We start from the raw sequence: 18,207 nt of genomic DNA, 5'->3' as shown, positions 1-18,207 counted from the left end.
ATTCAAAATTAAGACAAACAACGTATACTGTTTATTACATTTAGATTAACAATATATTAAACTCGGTAAAAGACAAAATAATGGCGGTAAGTTTCAAATCCATCATCATCAAATAAATGACGTCGGGTAAATGAATTTTAAAAACTATTGTGCTAAGAATGCATGGCAATAGACAGCTTAAAGCGTTTTGAAGGAAATATAACTAAATAAAAAAGAGTAAGTCCATGTTTAAAATGTCTTACTCTTTATCTGATTATTTATTGTAAATTTTAAGAAATGGCTTATTTAATAAGAGTGCTTAAATCCATAACTTTATGATCTACGTATGTAGTTTACCACCTCATTAACAACATGTTACCTTAGTGACTTCTGATCTTTTTTGTCTAACAAAGCGATATATTTACCATAACCTTTAGTCGCCATTTCATCTTTAGGAATAAACTTGATAGATGCACTATTGATACAATACCTCAACCCTCCTTTGTCTGCAGGACCATCATTAAAAATATGTCCTAAATGCGCATCTCCTGTTTTACTACGCACCTCAGTACGTTCCATTCCATACGAATTATCCGATAATTCTTTTACTATTTTCTCGCTAATTGGTTTTGAAAAACTTGGCCATCCACAATCCGATTGAAACTTATCTGAAGATATAAATAAGGGTTCTCCTGTCGTCACATCGACATAAATCCCTTCTCTAAATTCATTCCAGTATTCGTTATCAAAAGCGCTCTCGGTAGCATTTTTTTGAGTTACATTATATTGAATATCAGTAAGCTCTTTTTTTAAGGTTTTTTTATCCTTTTTTTTATACTCCTCTACTTTGGCGGGATTTGCCTTCTTTGCTAATTCAAATAGATCTGCCCCTATATGACAGTAGCCTCTAGGATTCTTGTCCAAATAATCTTGATGATATGTTTCTGCATCGTAAAAACTCTTTATAGGTCCAAATTCTACAACTATTTTCTTTTGCGGGTAAGCTCGCCGTAATTCTTCAATCTTTTGATGTACTAAACTTTCATCTTCTTTATCGGAGAAAAAAATACCAGTTCGATATTGTGTTCCGATATCATTTCCTTGTTGATTTAAAAGTGTTGGATCAATCGTTTTGAAAAATAGATCGATTAACAGTTCTAAATCAATTTCTTCAGGATCATAGACAACTTTCACGGTTTCCGCAGCTCCAGTTACACCTGTAGAAACTGCCTCATAAGTTGGTTTTACAACTGTTCCATTCGCATATCCCACTTCTGTAGCAGTAACACCTCTCACTTGCTTAAAAAAATGTTCGGTCCCCCAAAAGCATCCTCCTGCAAAATAAATTTCCTTTGTTTTACTATTCATGTCGGTCGGTCTTTTATTTAACGGTTCTATTGTCTTCTTCCTTGAAGCAAAACCCATTGCCATCAATGTGACAACTCCAATAGAACATATCAATATTATTAAAGTATTTTTCATCGTTTTATTTTTTTAAACTGTCCTATAATTAATCAAATGCATACCAAATCCTAAATACATCAAATCTTTAAGTATAAAAAAATCTGTATAGGGTACGCCATCTATAATTTTCCACATATTCGGTGTGGTGAATAAGTAACTCAATGTCATCAGGAATATGACGCACATTGCAAATCCTGCATATTTCTTCAATTTGTCAAATTTTAATGTCAGGATAAGTAAAATTGCTACTAAAATTTCCAGTACACCTACAAGATTCGATACGGATTGTACACTCAATATGCTATACATCCAAGACGATAGTGGATGATTTTCTACCAGTGGTTTAATTGCATTTGCTTCTGTAGGTGTAAACTTAAATATGCCTATCCAAAGCAAAATAAGAACTGCTCCCCCCAACGAAATATAGTAACCTAACGAAGACGCTACATGTGGGCTTTTACTTTTGTTTTTTGCATGCATTTTGATTGATTTTAAAGTTCATTGATTTTTCTTTACATCAATAGTCGCTGATACTTTAAAATCCTGACAAAAAAGATTAAGTTTTAATTTTATTCTTTATTCTACTTTTAAAATCCTGTATATCATTTTCATGAATAATCTGATTATGTTCTTTGTTCATACTGTTGCGCAAAAGAGTATCCATCATAATAATTTTTTTTTCATAAGCGCTGCACCATTTACAAATGGAAAGATGTCCTTTTAACCTTAATTTTTGAATCATCGGTAATTTGTCTGCATGATGCATTTCGATTAACAAAGTTGTCTCAGAACAAGAAAACAGTAAAAAATGTATGGCTCTTTTTAACATAGTGATGTCTTAATCTTAAATATTAAACCAATTATCTTCCAAACAGGTACGTAACTGTAAACGACTTCTCTGGAGAATTTTCCAAAGATTAGTCGTTGTAATTCCAGTTTCCTGACAAACAATAGTTGACTTTTTTTCTTCCAGATAATAAAGCTTGACAGGGATTTTCCACTTCAAAGGAAGATCTTCTAAACACTTTTCCAAAGCAACATGAAACTCCTTGTCATCCAACAGGTTTTGCTCTTCATTCCACTCATGCAATACATCATCACCTCTCCAAGATCCAGATTCATCAAAAAAATAGTCCAAACTAATCTGACCGGTATTCCGATACTTTTTGCGATAAAAATCAGCAACTTTATTCTTCAAGATACGCATAAGCCAAGTTAAAGGACTACTATTACCCTTAAAGTTATTATATGATTCAAAAGCATCTATAAAAACATCTTGCACCAAATCCTCAGCGTCTTCTTTATCAGACACTAAATACATTGCTCTGTTTAATAAGGGCATACTGTAATCGTCAATCCACTGATTAATTGTCTCTATCTTTTCATCCATGCTGTTATTCAAATATACTGCTTTATAAAGTTAAAGAATAAACTTTTATAGGCGGCAACTTTAACATTCATCTAACATTACAATCAGATTAGATAAATGATCCGTTGTATTTTTTATTTAGATAATTTATTTTTTCAATGACAATAATCGTCTAACGAATTGAATATCAGTAAATAATATATTATATTTACAAATAGGGCTAACCTGAAATTAATAAAAACCTAACATACATATCCTTATGATAATTAGAAAGCATGAAAAAGCGTGTATAGCGTTTTTCTCCCTTCAAGCGCTTATTGTTTTTCTAGTGCTAGTTATGGCTATTTCACCAACTTTTGCGAAAAAGAAACCGGCGAAGGTTATAGTCGCCTATGTAACTTCCTGGACTTCGGATATCCCTGATCCAAAGCAAATGACACATATCAACTACGCATTTGGTCATGTCAATGATCTTTATAATGGTGTCCGTATCGATCATGAGACGCGGTTACAAGCTATTGTTGATCTGAAGAAAAAACATACTCATCTTAAGGTTTTATTATCAATCGGTGGTTGGGGAAGTGGTCGATTTAGCGAGATGGCCTCTGACAAGATCACCAGAGCGCAATTTGCCCAAGATTGTGCTCGTGTTGTCAAGCAATTTCATTTGGATGGTATAGATATCGATTGGGAATACCCTACCAATTCGGCCTCAGGCATATCCTCCAATGTTAATGATACCCATAATTTTAGTTTATTGATGAAAGCGATTAGAAAAGCGATCGGCAGTAAAAAATTGCTGACCATGGCTTCTGTGGCAAGTGGTAAATATGTTGCATTTGATATGCTTGAACCTTATTTAAATTTTGTCAATATCATGACGTATGATTCCGGTAATCCTCCGTACCACCATGCCAGCCTCTACCGATCAGCAATGTCTGGTAATACAACATGTGAGGAAGCGGTTACGGCACATATTGCCGCAGGTATACCTGCGCACAAACTTGTGTTAGGAATACCATTTTATGGAAGAGGAAATAAGCAAGAAGTTAAAAGTTTTATCGATTACAAAGATTTGTTAAAGCTACAAGGATTGGAAAAAAAATGGGACGATGTTGCAAAAGCCAATTATATGGTCAATGAGCAAGGAGAATTTGTTTTATCCTATGAAACTCCAGAATCCATCAAGCTCAAATGCAATTTTATAGTAACAAAAGGTCTATTAGGGGCGATGTATTGGGAATATGCAGGTGATACAGATGAAGGAATACTCCGTAGTACAGTTTATACAGGTATCTTCGAGTACAGTTTATACAGGTATCTTCGAATAGTTAATAATAGAACATGAGCACCAGAATATCTCTCTTTTGAAGGAATGGAAAAGCAAAGAACATTTTATAACAAGCGGAATCTAGCTATTGATATGATGCGGGCATTGACCATGTTGATCATGATCTTTGTTAATGATTTTTGGAAAATTCATGATGTCCCCCATTATCTTGAACATGCGGCTTATGGAGAAGATTTTATGGGGTTAGCAGATGTTATATTTCCCTGCTTTCTTTTCTCTGTCGGTTTATCCATACCTTATGCAATCGAGATACGGTATACTAAAGGGTATGGATCGTTATCGACAATAAAACATATATTATCCCGCACATTTGCGCTTTTGATTATGGGTGTTTTTATCGGAAATTCCGAAGCTAGGCTTGCTGTAGACGCTCCTTATTCGATCGCTAGCTATTGGGTACTGATGGTCATAGCTTTCGTTGCCGTCTGGAACGACTATTCAAAGGTTACAAATCATAGCATACAAGGCCTGATACCGATCTTTAAAATAATAGGTGTATTCCTACTGCTCTATTTAGCGATTAGCTTTAAAGGGGCCGATGGATCTATATTTTCTTCGAATTGGGGTATACTGGGGATGATTGGTTTTGCTTATTTTTTTTGTGCGACGGTTTATTTACTGTTTCGTGAAAATGCCAAATATCTGTGGTACATTGGCTTTACTCTTATTTTAATCGCAATTCTTAAAACGCCATTAAATTCTGACTTTGGGGGAACTTCAATTTTAGATCTGCCAAAAGGTAATTTTATTGACGGATTCATTGGATTATTTCATATCGGTAATGCTGTACTCACTGCTTTTACAATGGGTGGTGTATTATTCAGTATTTCACTAGCTAAAATGGAAAATTTATCTAAAAGCAAACAATGGTTTTATATACTTGCCTGCGGAGTGATAAGTTTAGTTATTGGATATATCTGCCATCATTATTGGATTGTAAGTAAAATTTCGGCGACACTACCTTGGTTATTTTATGTCTTATGTATTTCCTTGTTGACATATACATTAATGGATGTCTTAACGCATTATAACTTGACAGGATGGTTTAAATGGATCAAACCGGCAGGCACAAGTACACTTACGACCTATTGTGTGCCTTATCTCTATTATGCAGCCTCTAGTCTTACCTTAATTACGTTACCCGATCAATTAACCTCGGGCTTGCCGGGTCTTATTAACTGCTTTCTTTTTGCTATTTTAGTAATCTGGACAGCGGGCTTTTTTGAAAAGATTAATATAAAACTAAGGTTGTAGATTTATTTAGAAAACCATGGAAAATATGATTACCCTGTGTTCAAAATATGTTTTTGCACCATCAACACATATGACTTAAATATTTACAAATAGTTACTTTATATCTATAATGAGAAATTCGATTGGAGCTGTACTTATTTTTTGCGCTGTATTTACAACATTTAGATTAACTGGCCAAGTTCATAAAACGTCAAAGTCCTTAACAGTAAATAGATTGAAATCGGCTATTTTAGATCCTAAAGATATCCCTCTTTTATTTAATAATGCGGCTATTCCTTACCAATTTATTGATCAGTTGAACTGGACGACATATCCCTATAAACCCAAGGTTAGTTTTGCTATTGCATACACTGAAAAGGCATTATTAATTCATTACAAAGTAGAGGAGCAACATGTACGGGCTGTTACTAATCAAGATAACGGTAAAGTATTTCAAGATGCATGTGTTGAATTCTTTGTTCAACCTCAGGCCTCTGATTTGACCTATTATAATTTTGAATTCAACTGCATCGGAAAGTTATTAATGCAAGCAGGTAAGCCTGGTAAACGCGCACTGGCCACAGAACCTGTATTAAACAGTATTAAACGATGGTCCTCTTTGGGTAAAGATCCAATCGATATTCCAAATCAGATAACATCTTGGCAACTAGCTGTAATGATACCATTAACTGCTTTCTATTTAACTCCAATGGATTCATTGGCTGATCAAAAGTTTAAAGGCAACTTTTATAAATGTGGCGATAAATTGGAACAACCTCATTATTTATCGTGGTCACCCATTCATTTACCGCATCCGCAATTTCATGCTATAGATTTTTTTGGGAATATAAATTTTCAATAAACTTGAGCTAAATTTTGATTTGCGAAGTATATATTGATCTTGTTGTTTAACCTTCTGTTGATAGCTACTCGATTAAATCACTTATCTATTAAAATTTTCTTAGTGAGTAACATTTGAAAAATTATCTAATGAAGGCAATTTTAATTCGATTTTACTTCTGCTAATTTGAGATGATTTCAAAATCATCCATAGACATGATAATCCAACTAAAAGCCCTCCTGCTAGAAAAAAGAATGCTGCAACAGGAGTCAGATTTAACGGGTTTAAAATATATAACGTCATTAAATTAAAAAAAATAAGCACAAGCATGATGATCTTGCCTAAACGTTCTTCTTTCCGATATTTTATGCTATAACTAACTTTATAGCTGGCTATTGAAGTTTGGAGTAATTTAGCTGAAAACTCAGAGGAAGGAACATCCATTAATTCTTTAGTTATCACGTTTATTAATGGATCGTTGTCTTTTAACATTCTATTTTTCATAATATTTCCTTTAATTCGTCTTTGAGTAAATCGTTAAGAGCTTTCTCTAGCTTTTTCCTTGCGCGCAGTAGTTTCATTTTAATTGCTGATTTTCCTAAATCAAGGATTTCTGAGATCTCGGCAATACTTTTTTCACCCAGATAATGAAGAGTAATGACAATCCGCTCCTCTTCTCCAAGCTGACTGAGAGCCAAATTGATGTACTTCTCCCGATCAGCAACCACTAAATTATTAAATTCCTTTTTTTCATCTAATACATATGCCGTTGCACCTGAGTCTTCATTAAGCTCTTGCGTATCATTACGTTGATTGCTTTTTTTAGTCAATGCGGTGTAATAGACAATTTTATAAAGCCAAGTAGAAAATTTTGAGGCATTGCGAAAATGGGACAATCCGCTGAAAGCCTTCATAAACGCATCTTGTACTACTTCTTCAGCATTTTCACTATTACCACAGATTTTAAGAGCAAGTGTATATGCTAAATTTTTATATGTGGCCACAAGATATTCAAACCCTTCTCTTTCACCCTGAATCGCCTTTTGCAAATAATAATCTTCTTTCTTACGAGGTTGTCCAAACAGCATACTTGTGGCTAGATTAATTTTCTTGTACTAATGCTTAGACTCGGTTTAAAAAAAATTGGTCACATTGGTGACCAATGATAAAGATTTTCAGTCTCATTAAGAAATAATCAATAAATATTTTAACATGCAAAGCACATCGGCCGCACTATTTATATCCATATCTCTTGTTGTATTTGGAATCTGTTATTACTATTTTACCACTAGACACAAAGAGCGAATGGAAATTCTGGAAAGAGGACTGAAGCCCGATTACTTCAAAGATCAATCAGATTTCAGACCACTTTTACTCGTATTAGGTATCATCTTTATCGGAATTTCAATCGGCATTGTGAGTGGCACTGTGTTAAGTGTACTATTCCCTTTACAAAAACTCACGTTGATGATTACAAGTATTTTTCTTGGATTGGGTATAGCGCTGATCGCATCTTTCTATTTACTCAAAAGAAGTAAATAAAGCATTTGCATCATTTCTAAAATCAATTTTTTTTTAATATTTACCTTAATTTTTTAAAATGAAAATATCATTTATGGCATTGCTATGCCTCGGATTTTCCATTCTTTTGCCTCGCATAGGCGTTGCGCAAAAATATGTTAGCTTATTTGACTCAATCGTCAAGAATGAGCTTCCTAATAATGCTCCTGGTACTGTTATATACCTCACAAAAGGTAATGAAATTCTGTATAAAAACACATTCGGCAAAGCTAATATCGAACTGGATGTTGATATGCAATTAGATGATGTATTTCGTATAGGTTCAATTACCAAACAGTTTACAGCCTGTGCGATCTTAAAGCTTGTAGAGCAAGGTAAAGTGTCACTTCAAGATGATATTCGGAAATACATTCCTGATTTCCCGACCAAAAGTAAAATGATCACTATTGAAGCTTTACTTACGCATACTGCTGGAATCAAGAATTATACGGGTCTTAGCATCTTTAGTGAAGAATTAAAAAGGAAAGATTTAAGTCCTACAGCACTAATCAATCTTTTTAAAGATGAGGCTCTTGAATATGAACCTGGAACCAATTATAAATATTCGAATTCTGGTTATGTATTATTGGGCAATATCATTGAAAAAGTTACAGGCCAATCTTATGCGACATATGTTGAAGAGCATATTTTTAAACCATTAGGAATGCAACACTCTTACTTCGATGATCCTGTTAAAATTATTAAAGGACGGGTATCTGGCTATTCACAAAAAAATGGGAATTATCAAAATACAAATTTCTTGAGCATGACATTGCCCTACGCAGCAGGATCATTAGCCTCCACCCCCGAGGATATACAAATTTGGTACAATGCTTTGTCTAATGGATTATTTCTGAAACCGGAAACGCTTAAAAATGCTTTTACGTCTTTTAGACTAACTAATGGAAGGTTAACTGGATATGGTTATGGCTGGGAAATCGGTAATGTAAAAGGATCTCCAAGTGTTAAACATACTGGAGTAATTAATGGTTTTTATACCTATGTCGCTTATTTGCCAGAAGAGCAAATTACTATATCTATTTTTAGAAATAGTGATAACCTTACAGATCTAGATATATTGGGTTCGAAGTTGCTAGCAATAAGTTTAGGAAAACCATATACTACTCATGAAGTTATGTTAACAACTACACAATTATCTTCTTATCAAGGGCTGTATAAACTCGATAATGACGATGAATACATTATCCGATTAGAAGATGGTAATCTGATGTACTATACCCTTGGAGGAACTAAAACTCGATTAATTCCAATTGCAAAAGATCAATTTATTTTAGGAAACAGTTTGATAACTTTAAATTTTAATAAAAAAGAACAATCTAAAGCAGCTCATTTTGCAATGACTGGTACAGGAATATCTGTTAATGGTTATCTGAAAAATAATGAGATAACATTACATAATAGCATTAAAATACCTTTAAAATTGATGCAACAATATGTAGGTAGTTACCAATTTAACCCAGGACCTGTATTTAAAGTAACCCTAGAAAACAATAAACTTTATGGACAAGTTGGTCATGATAAAAAAGAACTTGTACCCTTTGCAAAACATAAATTCTTTGCGCGAGACCTAGATGCTTCCATTATCTTCCTAATTGATTCCAAAAATGTGGTCATTGGTTTAAGCAAAATTCAGAATAGCGAAATGAAAGCTCAAAAATTATAATAAAGATTATTCATCGGGTTGGATATCTAGTATAATGAAGTTAAATTTGAAATAAAAAATGGCGTTCAAGCACATCTTTAAAGTGGCACTAAGTTGGTTTTCAACAAACAAGGCAGCTTTTCCTAAATCAAAAGTTTATAGTAAAAGCCATCACATTTCTATTGAAGGGAAAAGTGATCTGGCAATCTCTGCCGCTAAAGCTTTCAAAGGGGATCCAAGTCTATACAATCCAGAAGATCTCTTGCTGAGTAGCTTAGTTTCATGCCACATGATGTCTTATCTTTATCTTTGTGATCAAAACAACATTGAGGTCATCTCTTACACAGACCATGCAGAAGCTACATTAGAAGTTAATTCAGATGCTAGTGGCCGTTTTGTGGAGGTAATACTAAAACCTGCAGTGGTTATTTTAAATCCGGAGCAAATTGCATTAGCGTTAGATTTGCACAAAAAAGCTAATCAACTCTGTTTTATAGCCAATTCGTGCAATTTTCCTGTAATGCATATGCCGACATGCCTCGCAGGATAAAAATATAATAGGTACTTTCCATAAAAGACAGGTATATAAATAACGTATATAACTTCGCAAATTTCTTGGGTATATGATAAAATTCTTTACTTTCGCTGTTCATTAATACATACATGATATATGAACAAAGAAATTAAAATCTTTAGAGATACAGCTAAAAGCAGAAAGTTATTAATCAGTTCTGGAGCGATCTGTCTAGTCCTGGGCATTGTATTTATTTATGGATTAGGCACTTTTGACGATATTTTTAAAGCAAAGGTAGCAGTGGCAAGTGGGGCTGTATTTTTGATTATGCTGATTTTCGTGATAAAGAGTATCATAAATATGAATGATAAGTCTGCAATTTTTGAATTGAATGAAAACACTGTAAGCGGAAAAACCTCACCTCTATCAAGAGGTATTGGAGCAATTAACTGGAAAGATGTTACTGGTTTAGAAGTTCAAAAAGTTGGTGGCGATACTTTGGTGGTTGTATACTTAACGAATGTAGCATATTACCAAACAAAACTTTCCAAGATGTTTTGGAATATGGCTTTTGATAAACAATCTCAAGAATTACAGATCATGTATTCTGCTTCCGAAATTGATATGAGCATAAATGAACTCTATGACTTGTTTGTATCTTACTGGAAACAACAAGTTGCATAGTTATTCATTTTCGATAATAATATGAATGGTCTCCTGTAAAACCATCATACTATAATATAAACCTTCATTTCCGATTCTGCGAAAAGACTTTTATGGCATTATTATTTAATTAAGGTCGATCTACTAAATTTCCAAATTTAATAAAAATACAAAAATAGAGAAAGCTTATCCCATCAAAGATAAGCCTTCTCTTAATTACCTTTTTAATCTTCTCTTAAGGTTATGTAAGATCGATTATTTCCTACTATTGTTCCCAACCTAATGTTTGCACTAAGTTACTTCCACTCAACACCATTTGACTATTGGCGATAGGATAATAGTAGTGCTTATTTTTAATAAAGTTTTTCTTATTATCCCTAGCAACAGTAAACATAATATGTCCATTACTTCCATTCTCTAGGTAAATGCTATTATTATTACCATTTGCATCTTTGAGGTAGTAAAGTGTAATGTTCTTCAGTTGTTCTGGAGTAAACCCAGCAATAGGACCTGTATCTTTTGCCGATTCTAATATAGCTATATCGGGATTCCCGTCACCAGTGACATCCATTGCACCTAACGCCTTTACATACATACCTTGCTGTTGATCTGCAAGACGTTCACCAACTTCCCATCTAAAAATATCACGATAGCGCTGGCCTTCACATGCTAATTCAACCCGTCTTTCTCTTCTAACTTCTAAAATTAGTCCAACATTTCCTTTTACATTAGGATAGTACTGTTGTAATATGGGATCTACAGCACCCATCGCTTCACTTAAAATCATAGGAGGCATAGCAACACGCGCTCTTAGTTGGTTGATCGACTTATCCAGATCTGCTTGACTATTCAAAGTTCCAAGTTCTGCTTTAGCTTCTGCATAAATTAATAGGACTTCAGCATATCTAAATACAAATGCATCCGTGTAAGAAGCTTCCCAGCTAATCATTTCGGTAACTTCCGGATAAAATTTAATCTGATTATACCCACCTAAAGTTGGCTTCAAACGATGTGGTGTCGTTGCGTCAATCGATTGAAATCCAGGCTTCATGAATGTTTGCTCAAAACGTGGATCTCGATTTGCAAATACTTCATTGACATTTTTTGTCTTATAATTTGGTTGATTTGTAAATCTAGTACCATCTTTCATCAAATAGCTTTCCATCAGTGTCTGGCTTAAAGCCCATTCATAATCTAATACCGTATGCGTATTCCGTCTCATATTCAAATCTTTATCGTAATCGATAAACATAATAGTTTCCGGATTTGCCTGAAGATTTTGACTGATAAACAAGTCTCTGTAAGCTCTATCTACACCACCGGCTTTACTGATCTGAAAGCCACCCTCATTTATGATTTTCTCCGAAGCAGATACTGCTCTTTCTAGAAACGTTTTAGAACTAGCAGCCAAACCTAAGTAGGTATGATATTTACGGTATGTACCTTCTTGCAGTGCGAACTGTGCCAGCTGTGCTAAAGCAGCCCATTTAGTCACAGTAGATTTGTGTCCGTCAGGTTTTATATGGGCTGCTGCAAATTCTAGGTCAGCCATAATAGAATCAACCACCAAAGCTCTACTATCTTGCTTCTTATGTAGCGGTTCAATATCTGCGGTATTCAAAGTGTGTCCATACCAAGGTACATCATTATACATATTGACTTTATCAATATAGAACCGTGCACGGAAAAATTTGGCTATACCGACATAATGATTCACTTCCTCTGCACTGGCATTCTTAACGCGTCCATAATTTTCTAGAAAAAAGTTGATCCCACGCAAAGTGGACCAGCTCCAAACACTCGCATTTTGAGGTGTTATACCTCCCCTCATCATTTCATCTATAGCGCTTCCTGAATTATGATGGGCCAAGTTATCCGTTCCGATATCTGCGATCGGTGAACTTAAAGTATTGTAAAAACTATTGGTATATGTTTTTAAATCTGTAATATTATTAAAAAAAACTTCTTCAGTAACTGATGTAGTAGGATATCGATCCATAAAATCATCATTACAACTTGTAACTAGGGCAAACATACTCATTAATGTACCCCCGACGATTATCCATCTATTTATATTTTTCATGATACATTTCATTATTTAAAAATTAAAATTCAAGCCCAAAGAATATGTTCTTTGAAATGGATAAGCAGTTCTATCCCCTACAATCTCCGGATCTAAATAATCCATCAATTTCGTAAATTCAAAAAGATTTTCGCCGCTGGCAAATAAACGAACGCGATCCACTCCCCATCTATCTGTCAACGATTTTGGAAAAGTATAACCGACCGTAATATTTTTAACCCTTAAATATCCCGCATTTTGTAAATATTTAGTTTGTGTAGCTGCCAATTCGATTCCACTTTGCTCAGCTACATAAGATTTAGGTCTAGGTAAGTATCCATTTGGATTATCTGGCGTCCAGTGATCTAAATTAAATTTTGTCAAACTCGCCCAAGGTTGAGCATAGATACCCCAAAAATAATGGTCGCCTCCAGGAGGATAATAATTTCTCTTACCGACACCTTGCAAAAATATACGGAGGTCGATTCCATTCCATGCCGATGTTAAATCAAGGCCATAAGTGTATCGCTGTCTTGAATTACCGATCACTTTATAATCACCATGATTTGCTAATGTCCAATCACCGTTATTGATCTTTCCATCTCCGTTTATGTCCGCAAATTTAAGATCACCTGGCTCGAGGCCTCTTGTACCCGGATAAGAAGTAACATCATTCTGATCAGCATGTGCCTCTATTTCTGCAGCTGACTGAAAAAAGCCTAATGTGGTCAATCCCCACATTTCACCGATTTCCTGTCCTACATAGTAATCATTTAAGTTATTTTTAGGATTGCTAAATTTTTCTATGTAAGCACGGCTGTCAGCAAGATTAAATCGAGTTGCAAAGGAAAGAGGTTTAGAACCTACCATAAACTCTTTATTAAAACCAAGGGTTAACTCCCAACCTTTTGTCTTTAAATCTGCTGCATTTTCTAATGGTACTCCGGTACCGAGAACAATAGGTAACGTACGACCCGCAGTCAGCATATCTTTTGTCATACGTTGATACAAATCAAATGATCCAAAAAATTGATTACCAAAAAGGCCGATATCTACTCCGAAATTTGATTGTGTAACTGTTTCCCAAGTTAACGTAGGCGAGACCAAACCAGGACTTGTTACATAAGCAGGGCGTTTACCATCTAACACAATACTTGTACCTTTTCCCATATTTGCGATATATGGATAATAGTTATCACGCAGATCTTGATTAGCCAATGACCCATAGGATCCACGTAACTTCAAATTTGAAACAGACGCACTTAGCGGAGCAAAAAAGTTCTCCTTTGAAATCACCCAAGCCCCAGAAACTGATGGGTTAAATGCAAATCGATCTTTTTTAGGAAATCTTGAAGAACCGTCATATCTCAGATTTGATTCAAAAATATATCGCTCTTTATAACTGTAGTTAATTCTAGCAAATGCACCTCTGACCGACCATGCATAGTCAGATGCACCAACTGAAGGTGTTTCTCCTGTGGCTAGTCCAATAGTAGGCAAAGAATTGGCAATCAATTGATCACGTGAGGCAGAAAACGACTCATAAATACGCTCTTCCTGATTAAAACCAACCATTAATGAAAAATAGTGATCCTTTAATGTCTGTTGGTACTGTGAATACAGATTATATACATTATAGCGAGTTTCATCACTTCCATTGGAAGCTGAGCTATTGAAAGCCTGGCGTTTGATAACACCTGGACCTGTACTAAATTCCAGTGGCACCACAAAATAATGACTTTTACCGGATACCCTTCTAAATGTTGCATCACCATTTAAAGTCCAAACATTTTTTAGTAGATCGATCTTAGCTCCAAAACTGCTTTGAAAATCATTGACTCTGCGAACACTTCTTCCTCCATCGGCAACAGCACCGATCATACTTACACCGGCTTCTGTATAGGTTCCGTCAGGATTGCGTACCGTATTTAATGAGGGCTGGCGGTTAACATTATGCCAGTAAAGATAACCTTGATCAATAGCAGATGGTTGGTCATATTTATCTGCAGTATAGGTTGTATTATTAGATAATGTAAACCAATCCGTTAATTTATAATCTCCCTTAGCTCTAAAATTATAGCGATCATAGGTATCTGGACTGATTCTGAGCATACCATTCTGTCTATAATACTCTCCAGAAAGATAAAATGAAGACTTTTCATTTTTTTGAGATATATTGATGTTGTTCGTGTAAGAAGGCTGAATATCTTTATATACTTCTTTGAACCAGTCTGTTGAACCTAAATAGATATAAGCATTAGGATTTTTTGGATCCACAATCACACGTGGTAATGAAGGATCATCATTTAAAGCTTTACCATATTCGAGCATCCTTTCATCATAAAGATTATACCAAGGAGCACCCATGATATTCCTATACTTCATGACTTCATATGGATTATCTTCAATGTCAACCGTTCTAGTTATTGCTTTAGCTGCAAAAATTGAATTGGCGGCTACCTTTATCTCTTTACTTGTTCCTGTTTTTGTCGTTACTAAGACCACACCAAAAGCAGCCCGGCTACCATAGATTGCTGCAGATGCGGCATCTTTTAAAACCGTAACACTAGAAATATCAATGGGATTCATTCTGTTTAATTCATCATTTGTGGCCGGAACGCCATCAATCACAATTAATGGTCCACCGCCAGATAATGATGTATACCCCCTTACATTAATCCCAGGTGAACTATTTGCTCTACCACTCGTAGGCGTTATGTTTAGATTAGCCATAGCTCCCTGTAGCCCAGTGCCAACATTAGTAATCGGTCTGCTATCCAAAAACTTTTCGCTGATCTGGTCAACAGCACCAGATAAATTGACTCTTTTTTGAGTTCCATAACCCACGACAATAACTTCATCCAAGTGCGACTCTGCACTTTCCATTCGGATATTGATCACCTTTTGATTTGCAACCTGAACCTCTTGATCTTTGTAGCCTAAAAAACGGAAAAGTAAAATGCCATTTTCTGGTACACGAAGAGAAAACCGTCCATCTGCATCTGTCTTTGTCGAAAGGCCAGATACTCCCAAAACAGATACAGTTACGCCCCGCATAACCCCAGTAGAATCACGCACTGTACCGGATACTTCAATATCTGTTTTATTTCTTTCAGTAATAACGATTGTCCCCCCCATGATCTCAAATGCAAGATTTTGACCTTTTAGTGCCCGATTTAAGACGGTGCGAACATCTGATTTAGAAACAGACACATCTACAAGATCGGTCTGCTCCAGTAATTTTTCGTCATAAAAAAAACGCAATTTAGTCTGCTTAGATATCTCTTTCAGCACATGCTCTATTTTCGCATTCTTCATCGAAATATTTACATTCTGAGCATATCCCGATGCTTGGGCCCCGAGTGTAAACAACACAACCAGCATACAAATTAACTTCATAATTAGCAGGATTTTAAAAACATAGGCATAGGGTCGACTCCTCCGATCATCCCGGATTATTATAGGAGAAAAAAAATTCATAACTTTGAATAGTTAAAGGTTGATTAATCTATAGAATTCACATTTCAATAAATTGCCTTTTTCCATTTGGGAGTGCGTCAACACTCCCTTTTTTTATGGATCTGGCCGTAAACTAGTATTTGTTAGGTTTCGATCATATCATTCAAATTTTAAGGTTTATAATTCTGTTATTTTATAATTACTTTTCGTCCATCAATTTCAAATTTTTTCTTAGTCACATATGCCAATGAATTTAGAATTTCGGAAAGTTTCAATTCACGACTTAAAGAGCCTTTATAAGATGAATTTAAGGTTAAAGCTTCAGCATTAATAATTTCAACATCATACCATCGCGCAATCTGTGATAAAATATCTTGAAGATTGTTGCCGTCAAAATAAAACTCTCCTCGTTGCCAAGCTATATGTTTTGAAACATCTGTTTGTTGGATTTTAATTTCATCACCTTTTATCAAAGCCTCTTCTCCAGGAAGCAACTCATGTTCGTGATTTCCTTTTAGAATTTTTACTTTACCTTCAACAAGAGTTGTATTCACTTGATCTGCATAAGCATTAATGTTAAAACTTGTACCTAGAACTTCAACAGTACTACCTTCGACTTCAATGCGGAAGGGTCTATTCTTATCCTTTTTCACTTCAAAATAAGCTTCACCTGTGAGCTTTACCCGACGCTCTTTTACACCAAAAGCATCCGGATAATCTAGTGTAGAGGAAGAATTTAACCAAACCAATGTACCATCCTCTAATTCCAATTTATATGTGCCAGCATTGGGTACTTCTATAAAATAGTTGCTGGAATGCGGGACATTACTCTTACTTAGTTGATGGTCTTTTATTTCACTTTTTTTACCCTTATAAGATAGATAAGCATACGAAGACCCAGGCAGGATATCATTTTTATAAGTTCCAGTAGAATCTGGTATTTGTGCTGCCAAATGGACTTCCTTTATTTGAATATTATTTTTCACAAAGTATAATGTAGTAATACTCACGATCACTATAACAGCGGCCGCTACGGAAAATCTTTTCCAGTCAAACATCTTTCTCACTGGATTTGAATCGGAAGTAACATCTAGCTGATCCATTACGATAGATTTTGATCTACCTAATGATTGAATCCGTTCGGTATCCGAAGTCTCTTGAGACTGGTCATCTTCAATTGAATAAAACCAATTCAAAAGCAGTCTATGTTCTTCAGGTGTACATTGACCATCCAGATATTTCTGAAGTAATTGTTTTTGAGAATCTATGGGTTTATTTTCCTTCATACATCCTTATAACCCGACTTCGGGTGAATAAGTACCGAAAAAAAGTAAAATAATTATTTGAGTTTAAATTTGAGTCTATTCAGCGCCATAGAAACATTATTTTTGACAGTCTGCTCAGATAAAGAAAGTTGATTGGCGATGTCCTTTATTGACATATCTTCACTCCTGCTGAGTCTAAAAACAGAACGCATAGTATCAGGCATACGAGACATTTCATTTTCTAAAAGCTTTGCAAGTTCTTTAGCGATCAGTTCATCTTCACTGGTAGTGCCGATAAGATATTGATCTTTATTAATCTCAAGATAATCAAGATGACGATTTCTTTTTTCACTTTTAATAAGCCAATCAATCATCTCATATTTGGCAGCTTTAAATAAGTAAGGATAAATGGAATCACTCACTTCAATTTTGCTTCGTCTATTCCACATAGAAATAAAAACTTCCTGTATTATATCTTCGACATCTGGAATAGATTCAATCCGCTTTTGGATAAAACGAAAAAGAATATCCGAATATCGATCGAATAAAATTGAAAAGGCCATCTTATTGTCCTTCTTTAATTCCTCAAACAATTCGCTATCAGACCACGTCTTCATGATTTCTTACTCTTGATCAATTTAAATTGCATACTAGAACTTTACATTTCTTCAGTTGCAAAGTTATAATTGGTGTGTTAAGATAGCGTTAATATAATATTTAACAAAAAACAAATCACATTTTTAATCTGGTTTTTATTAAAAATTTTCATTAATCAACTAAAATA

General features: G+C 34.8%; 16 protein-coding genes. 7 read left to right on the top strand and 9 right to left on the bottom strand.

The annotated features are described in order from the left end of the window. Nucleotides 1–354: 354 nt before the first annotated feature. The 3 genes from msrB to ACFS6I_RS08775 form a co-directional block, all read right to left on the bottom strand. Nucleotides 355–1,461, bottom strand: a complete 1,107-nt coding sequence (msrB, locus tag ACFS6I_RS24470; RefSeq protein WP_449329220.1) for a peptide-methionine (R)-S-oxide reductase MsrB — start codon at nt 1,459–1,461, stop codon at nt 355–357. 12 nt (nt 1,462–1,473) lie between these two features. Further along, nucleotides 1,474–1,923, bottom strand: a complete 450-nt coding sequence (locus ACFS6I_RS08780) for a DUF417 family protein (protein ID WP_380919726.1) — start codon at nt 1,921–1,923, stop codon at nt 1,474–1,476. 364 nt (nt 1,924–2,287) lie between these two features. After that, nucleotides 2,288–2,833 carry a sigma-70 family RNA polymerase sigma factor gene (locus tag ACFS6I_RS08775; RefSeq protein WP_380919724.1) on the bottom strand — a complete coding sequence of 182 codons (546 nt, stop codon included), beginning with the start codon at nt 2,831–2,833 and terminating at the stop codon, nt 2,288–2,290. Nucleotides 2,834–3,071: 238 nt separating this feature from the next. Between ACFS6I_RS08775 and ACFS6I_RS08770 the strand changes: the two genes are divergently transcribed. From ACFS6I_RS08770 to ACFS6I_RS08760, 3 genes are all read left to right on the top strand, one after another. Further along, on the top strand, nt 3,072–4,160 hold the full coding sequence (locus ACFS6I_RS08770; protein ID WP_380919722.1) for a glycoside hydrolase family 18 protein: 1,089 nt from the start codon (nt 3,072–3,074) through the stop codon (nt 4,158–4,160). 27 nt (nt 4,161–4,187) lie between these two features. Continuing rightward, the gene (locus ACFS6I_RS08765) at nt 4,188–5,417 is read left to right on the top strand and encodes a hypothetical protein (RefSeq protein WP_380919720.1); all 1,230 of its coding nucleotides are present in this window, start codon (nt 4,188–4,190) and stop codon (nt 5,415–5,417) included. A 109-nt stretch (nt 5,418–5,526) separates the two neighbouring features. Continuing rightward, entirely contained in the window at nt 5,527–6,258 is a 732-nt protein-coding gene (locus ACFS6I_RS08760; RefSeq protein WP_380919718.1) for a carbohydrate-binding family 9-like protein, read from the top strand. 99 nt (nt 6,259–6,357) lie between these two features. On the opposite strand, the gene ACFS6I_RS08755 is transcribed toward ACFS6I_RS08760, so the two are convergent. Next, nucleotides 6,358–6,741: a hypothetical protein gene (locus tag ACFS6I_RS08755; protein ID WP_380919716.1), complete on the bottom strand. Its 384-nt coding sequence runs from the start codon at nt 6,739–6,741 to the stop codon at nt 6,358–6,360. After that, nucleotides 6,738–7,325: an RNA polymerase sigma factor gene (locus tag ACFS6I_RS08750; RefSeq protein WP_380919714.1), complete on the bottom strand. Its 588-nt coding sequence runs from the start codon at nt 7,323–7,325 to the stop codon at nt 6,738–6,740. The genes ACFS6I_RS08755 and ACFS6I_RS08750 overlap by 4 nt, the downstream gene beginning before the upstream one ends. A 124-nt stretch (nt 7,326–7,449) precedes the next feature. On the opposite strand from ACFS6I_RS08750, the gene ACFS6I_RS08745 reads away from it, so the two are divergent. The 4 genes from ACFS6I_RS08745 to ACFS6I_RS08730 all read left to right on the top strand — a co-directional run bounded on the left by ACFS6I_RS08745 (nt 7,450) and on the right by ACFS6I_RS08730 (nt 10,658). Further along, nucleotides 7,450–7,779, top strand: coding sequence for a DUF6249 domain-containing protein (locus tag ACFS6I_RS08745; RefSeq protein WP_380919712.1), 330 nt, complete (start codon nt 7,450–7,452; stop codon nt 7,777–7,779). Between the two features lie 58 nt (nt 7,780–7,837). Continuing rightward, a complete protein-coding gene (locus ACFS6I_RS08740; protein ID WP_380919710.1) occupies nt 7,838–9,481 on the top strand; it encodes a serine hydrolase in 1,644 nt (547 codons plus the stop codon). Nucleotides 9,482–9,539: 58 nt separating this feature from the next. Further along, the gene (locus ACFS6I_RS08735; RefSeq protein WP_380919708.1) at nt 9,540–10,010 is read left to right on the top strand and encodes an OsmC family protein; all 471 of its coding nucleotides are present in this window, start codon (nt 9,540–9,542) and stop codon (nt 10,008–10,010) included. 120 nt (nt 10,011–10,130) lie between these two features. Next, nucleotides 10,131–10,658, top strand: a complete 528-nt coding sequence (locus ACFS6I_RS08730) for an STM3941 family protein (RefSeq protein WP_132768334.1) — start codon at nt 10,131–10,133, stop codon at nt 10,656–10,658. Between the two features lie 244 nt (nt 10,659–10,902). On the opposite strand, the gene ACFS6I_RS08725 is transcribed toward ACFS6I_RS08730, so the two are convergent. The 4 genes from ACFS6I_RS08725 to ACFS6I_RS08710 all read right to left on the bottom strand — a co-directional run bounded on the left by ACFS6I_RS08725 (nt 10,903) and on the right by ACFS6I_RS08710 (nt 18,040). After that, nucleotides 10,903–12,720, bottom strand: coding sequence for a RagB/SusD family nutrient uptake outer membrane protein (locus ACFS6I_RS08725; RefSeq protein WP_380919706.1), 1,818 nt, complete (start codon nt 12,718–12,720; stop codon nt 10,903–10,905). Nucleotides 12,721–12,735: 15 nt separating this feature from the next. Then, nucleotides 12,736–16,098, bottom strand: a complete 3,363-nt coding sequence (locus ACFS6I_RS08720; protein ID WP_380919704.1) for a TonB-dependent receptor — start codon at nt 16,096–16,098, stop codon at nt 12,736–12,738. Between the two features lie 248 nt (nt 16,099–16,346). Next, on the bottom strand, nt 16,347–17,444 hold the full coding sequence (locus tag ACFS6I_RS08715) for a FecR family protein (RefSeq protein ID WP_380919702.1): 1,098 nt from the start codon (nt 17,442–17,444) through the stop codon (nt 16,347–16,349). A 53-nt stretch (nt 17,445–17,497) separates the two neighbouring features. After that, nucleotides 17,498–18,040: an RNA polymerase sigma factor gene (locus ACFS6I_RS08710; RefSeq protein ID WP_380919700.1), complete on the bottom strand. Its 543-nt coding sequence runs from the start codon at nt 18,038–18,040 to the stop codon at nt 17,498–17,500. Nucleotides 18,041–18,207 lie beyond the last annotated feature (167 nt).

This window comes from Sphingobacterium anhuiense (assembly GCF_042686355.1).
GTDB classification, from domain to species: domain Bacteria; phylum Bacteroidota; class Bacteroidia; order Sphingobacteriales; family Sphingobacteriaceae; genus Sphingobacterium; species Sphingobacterium anhuiense.
This window is presented reverse-complemented; position numbering and strand designations above follow the sequence as displayed.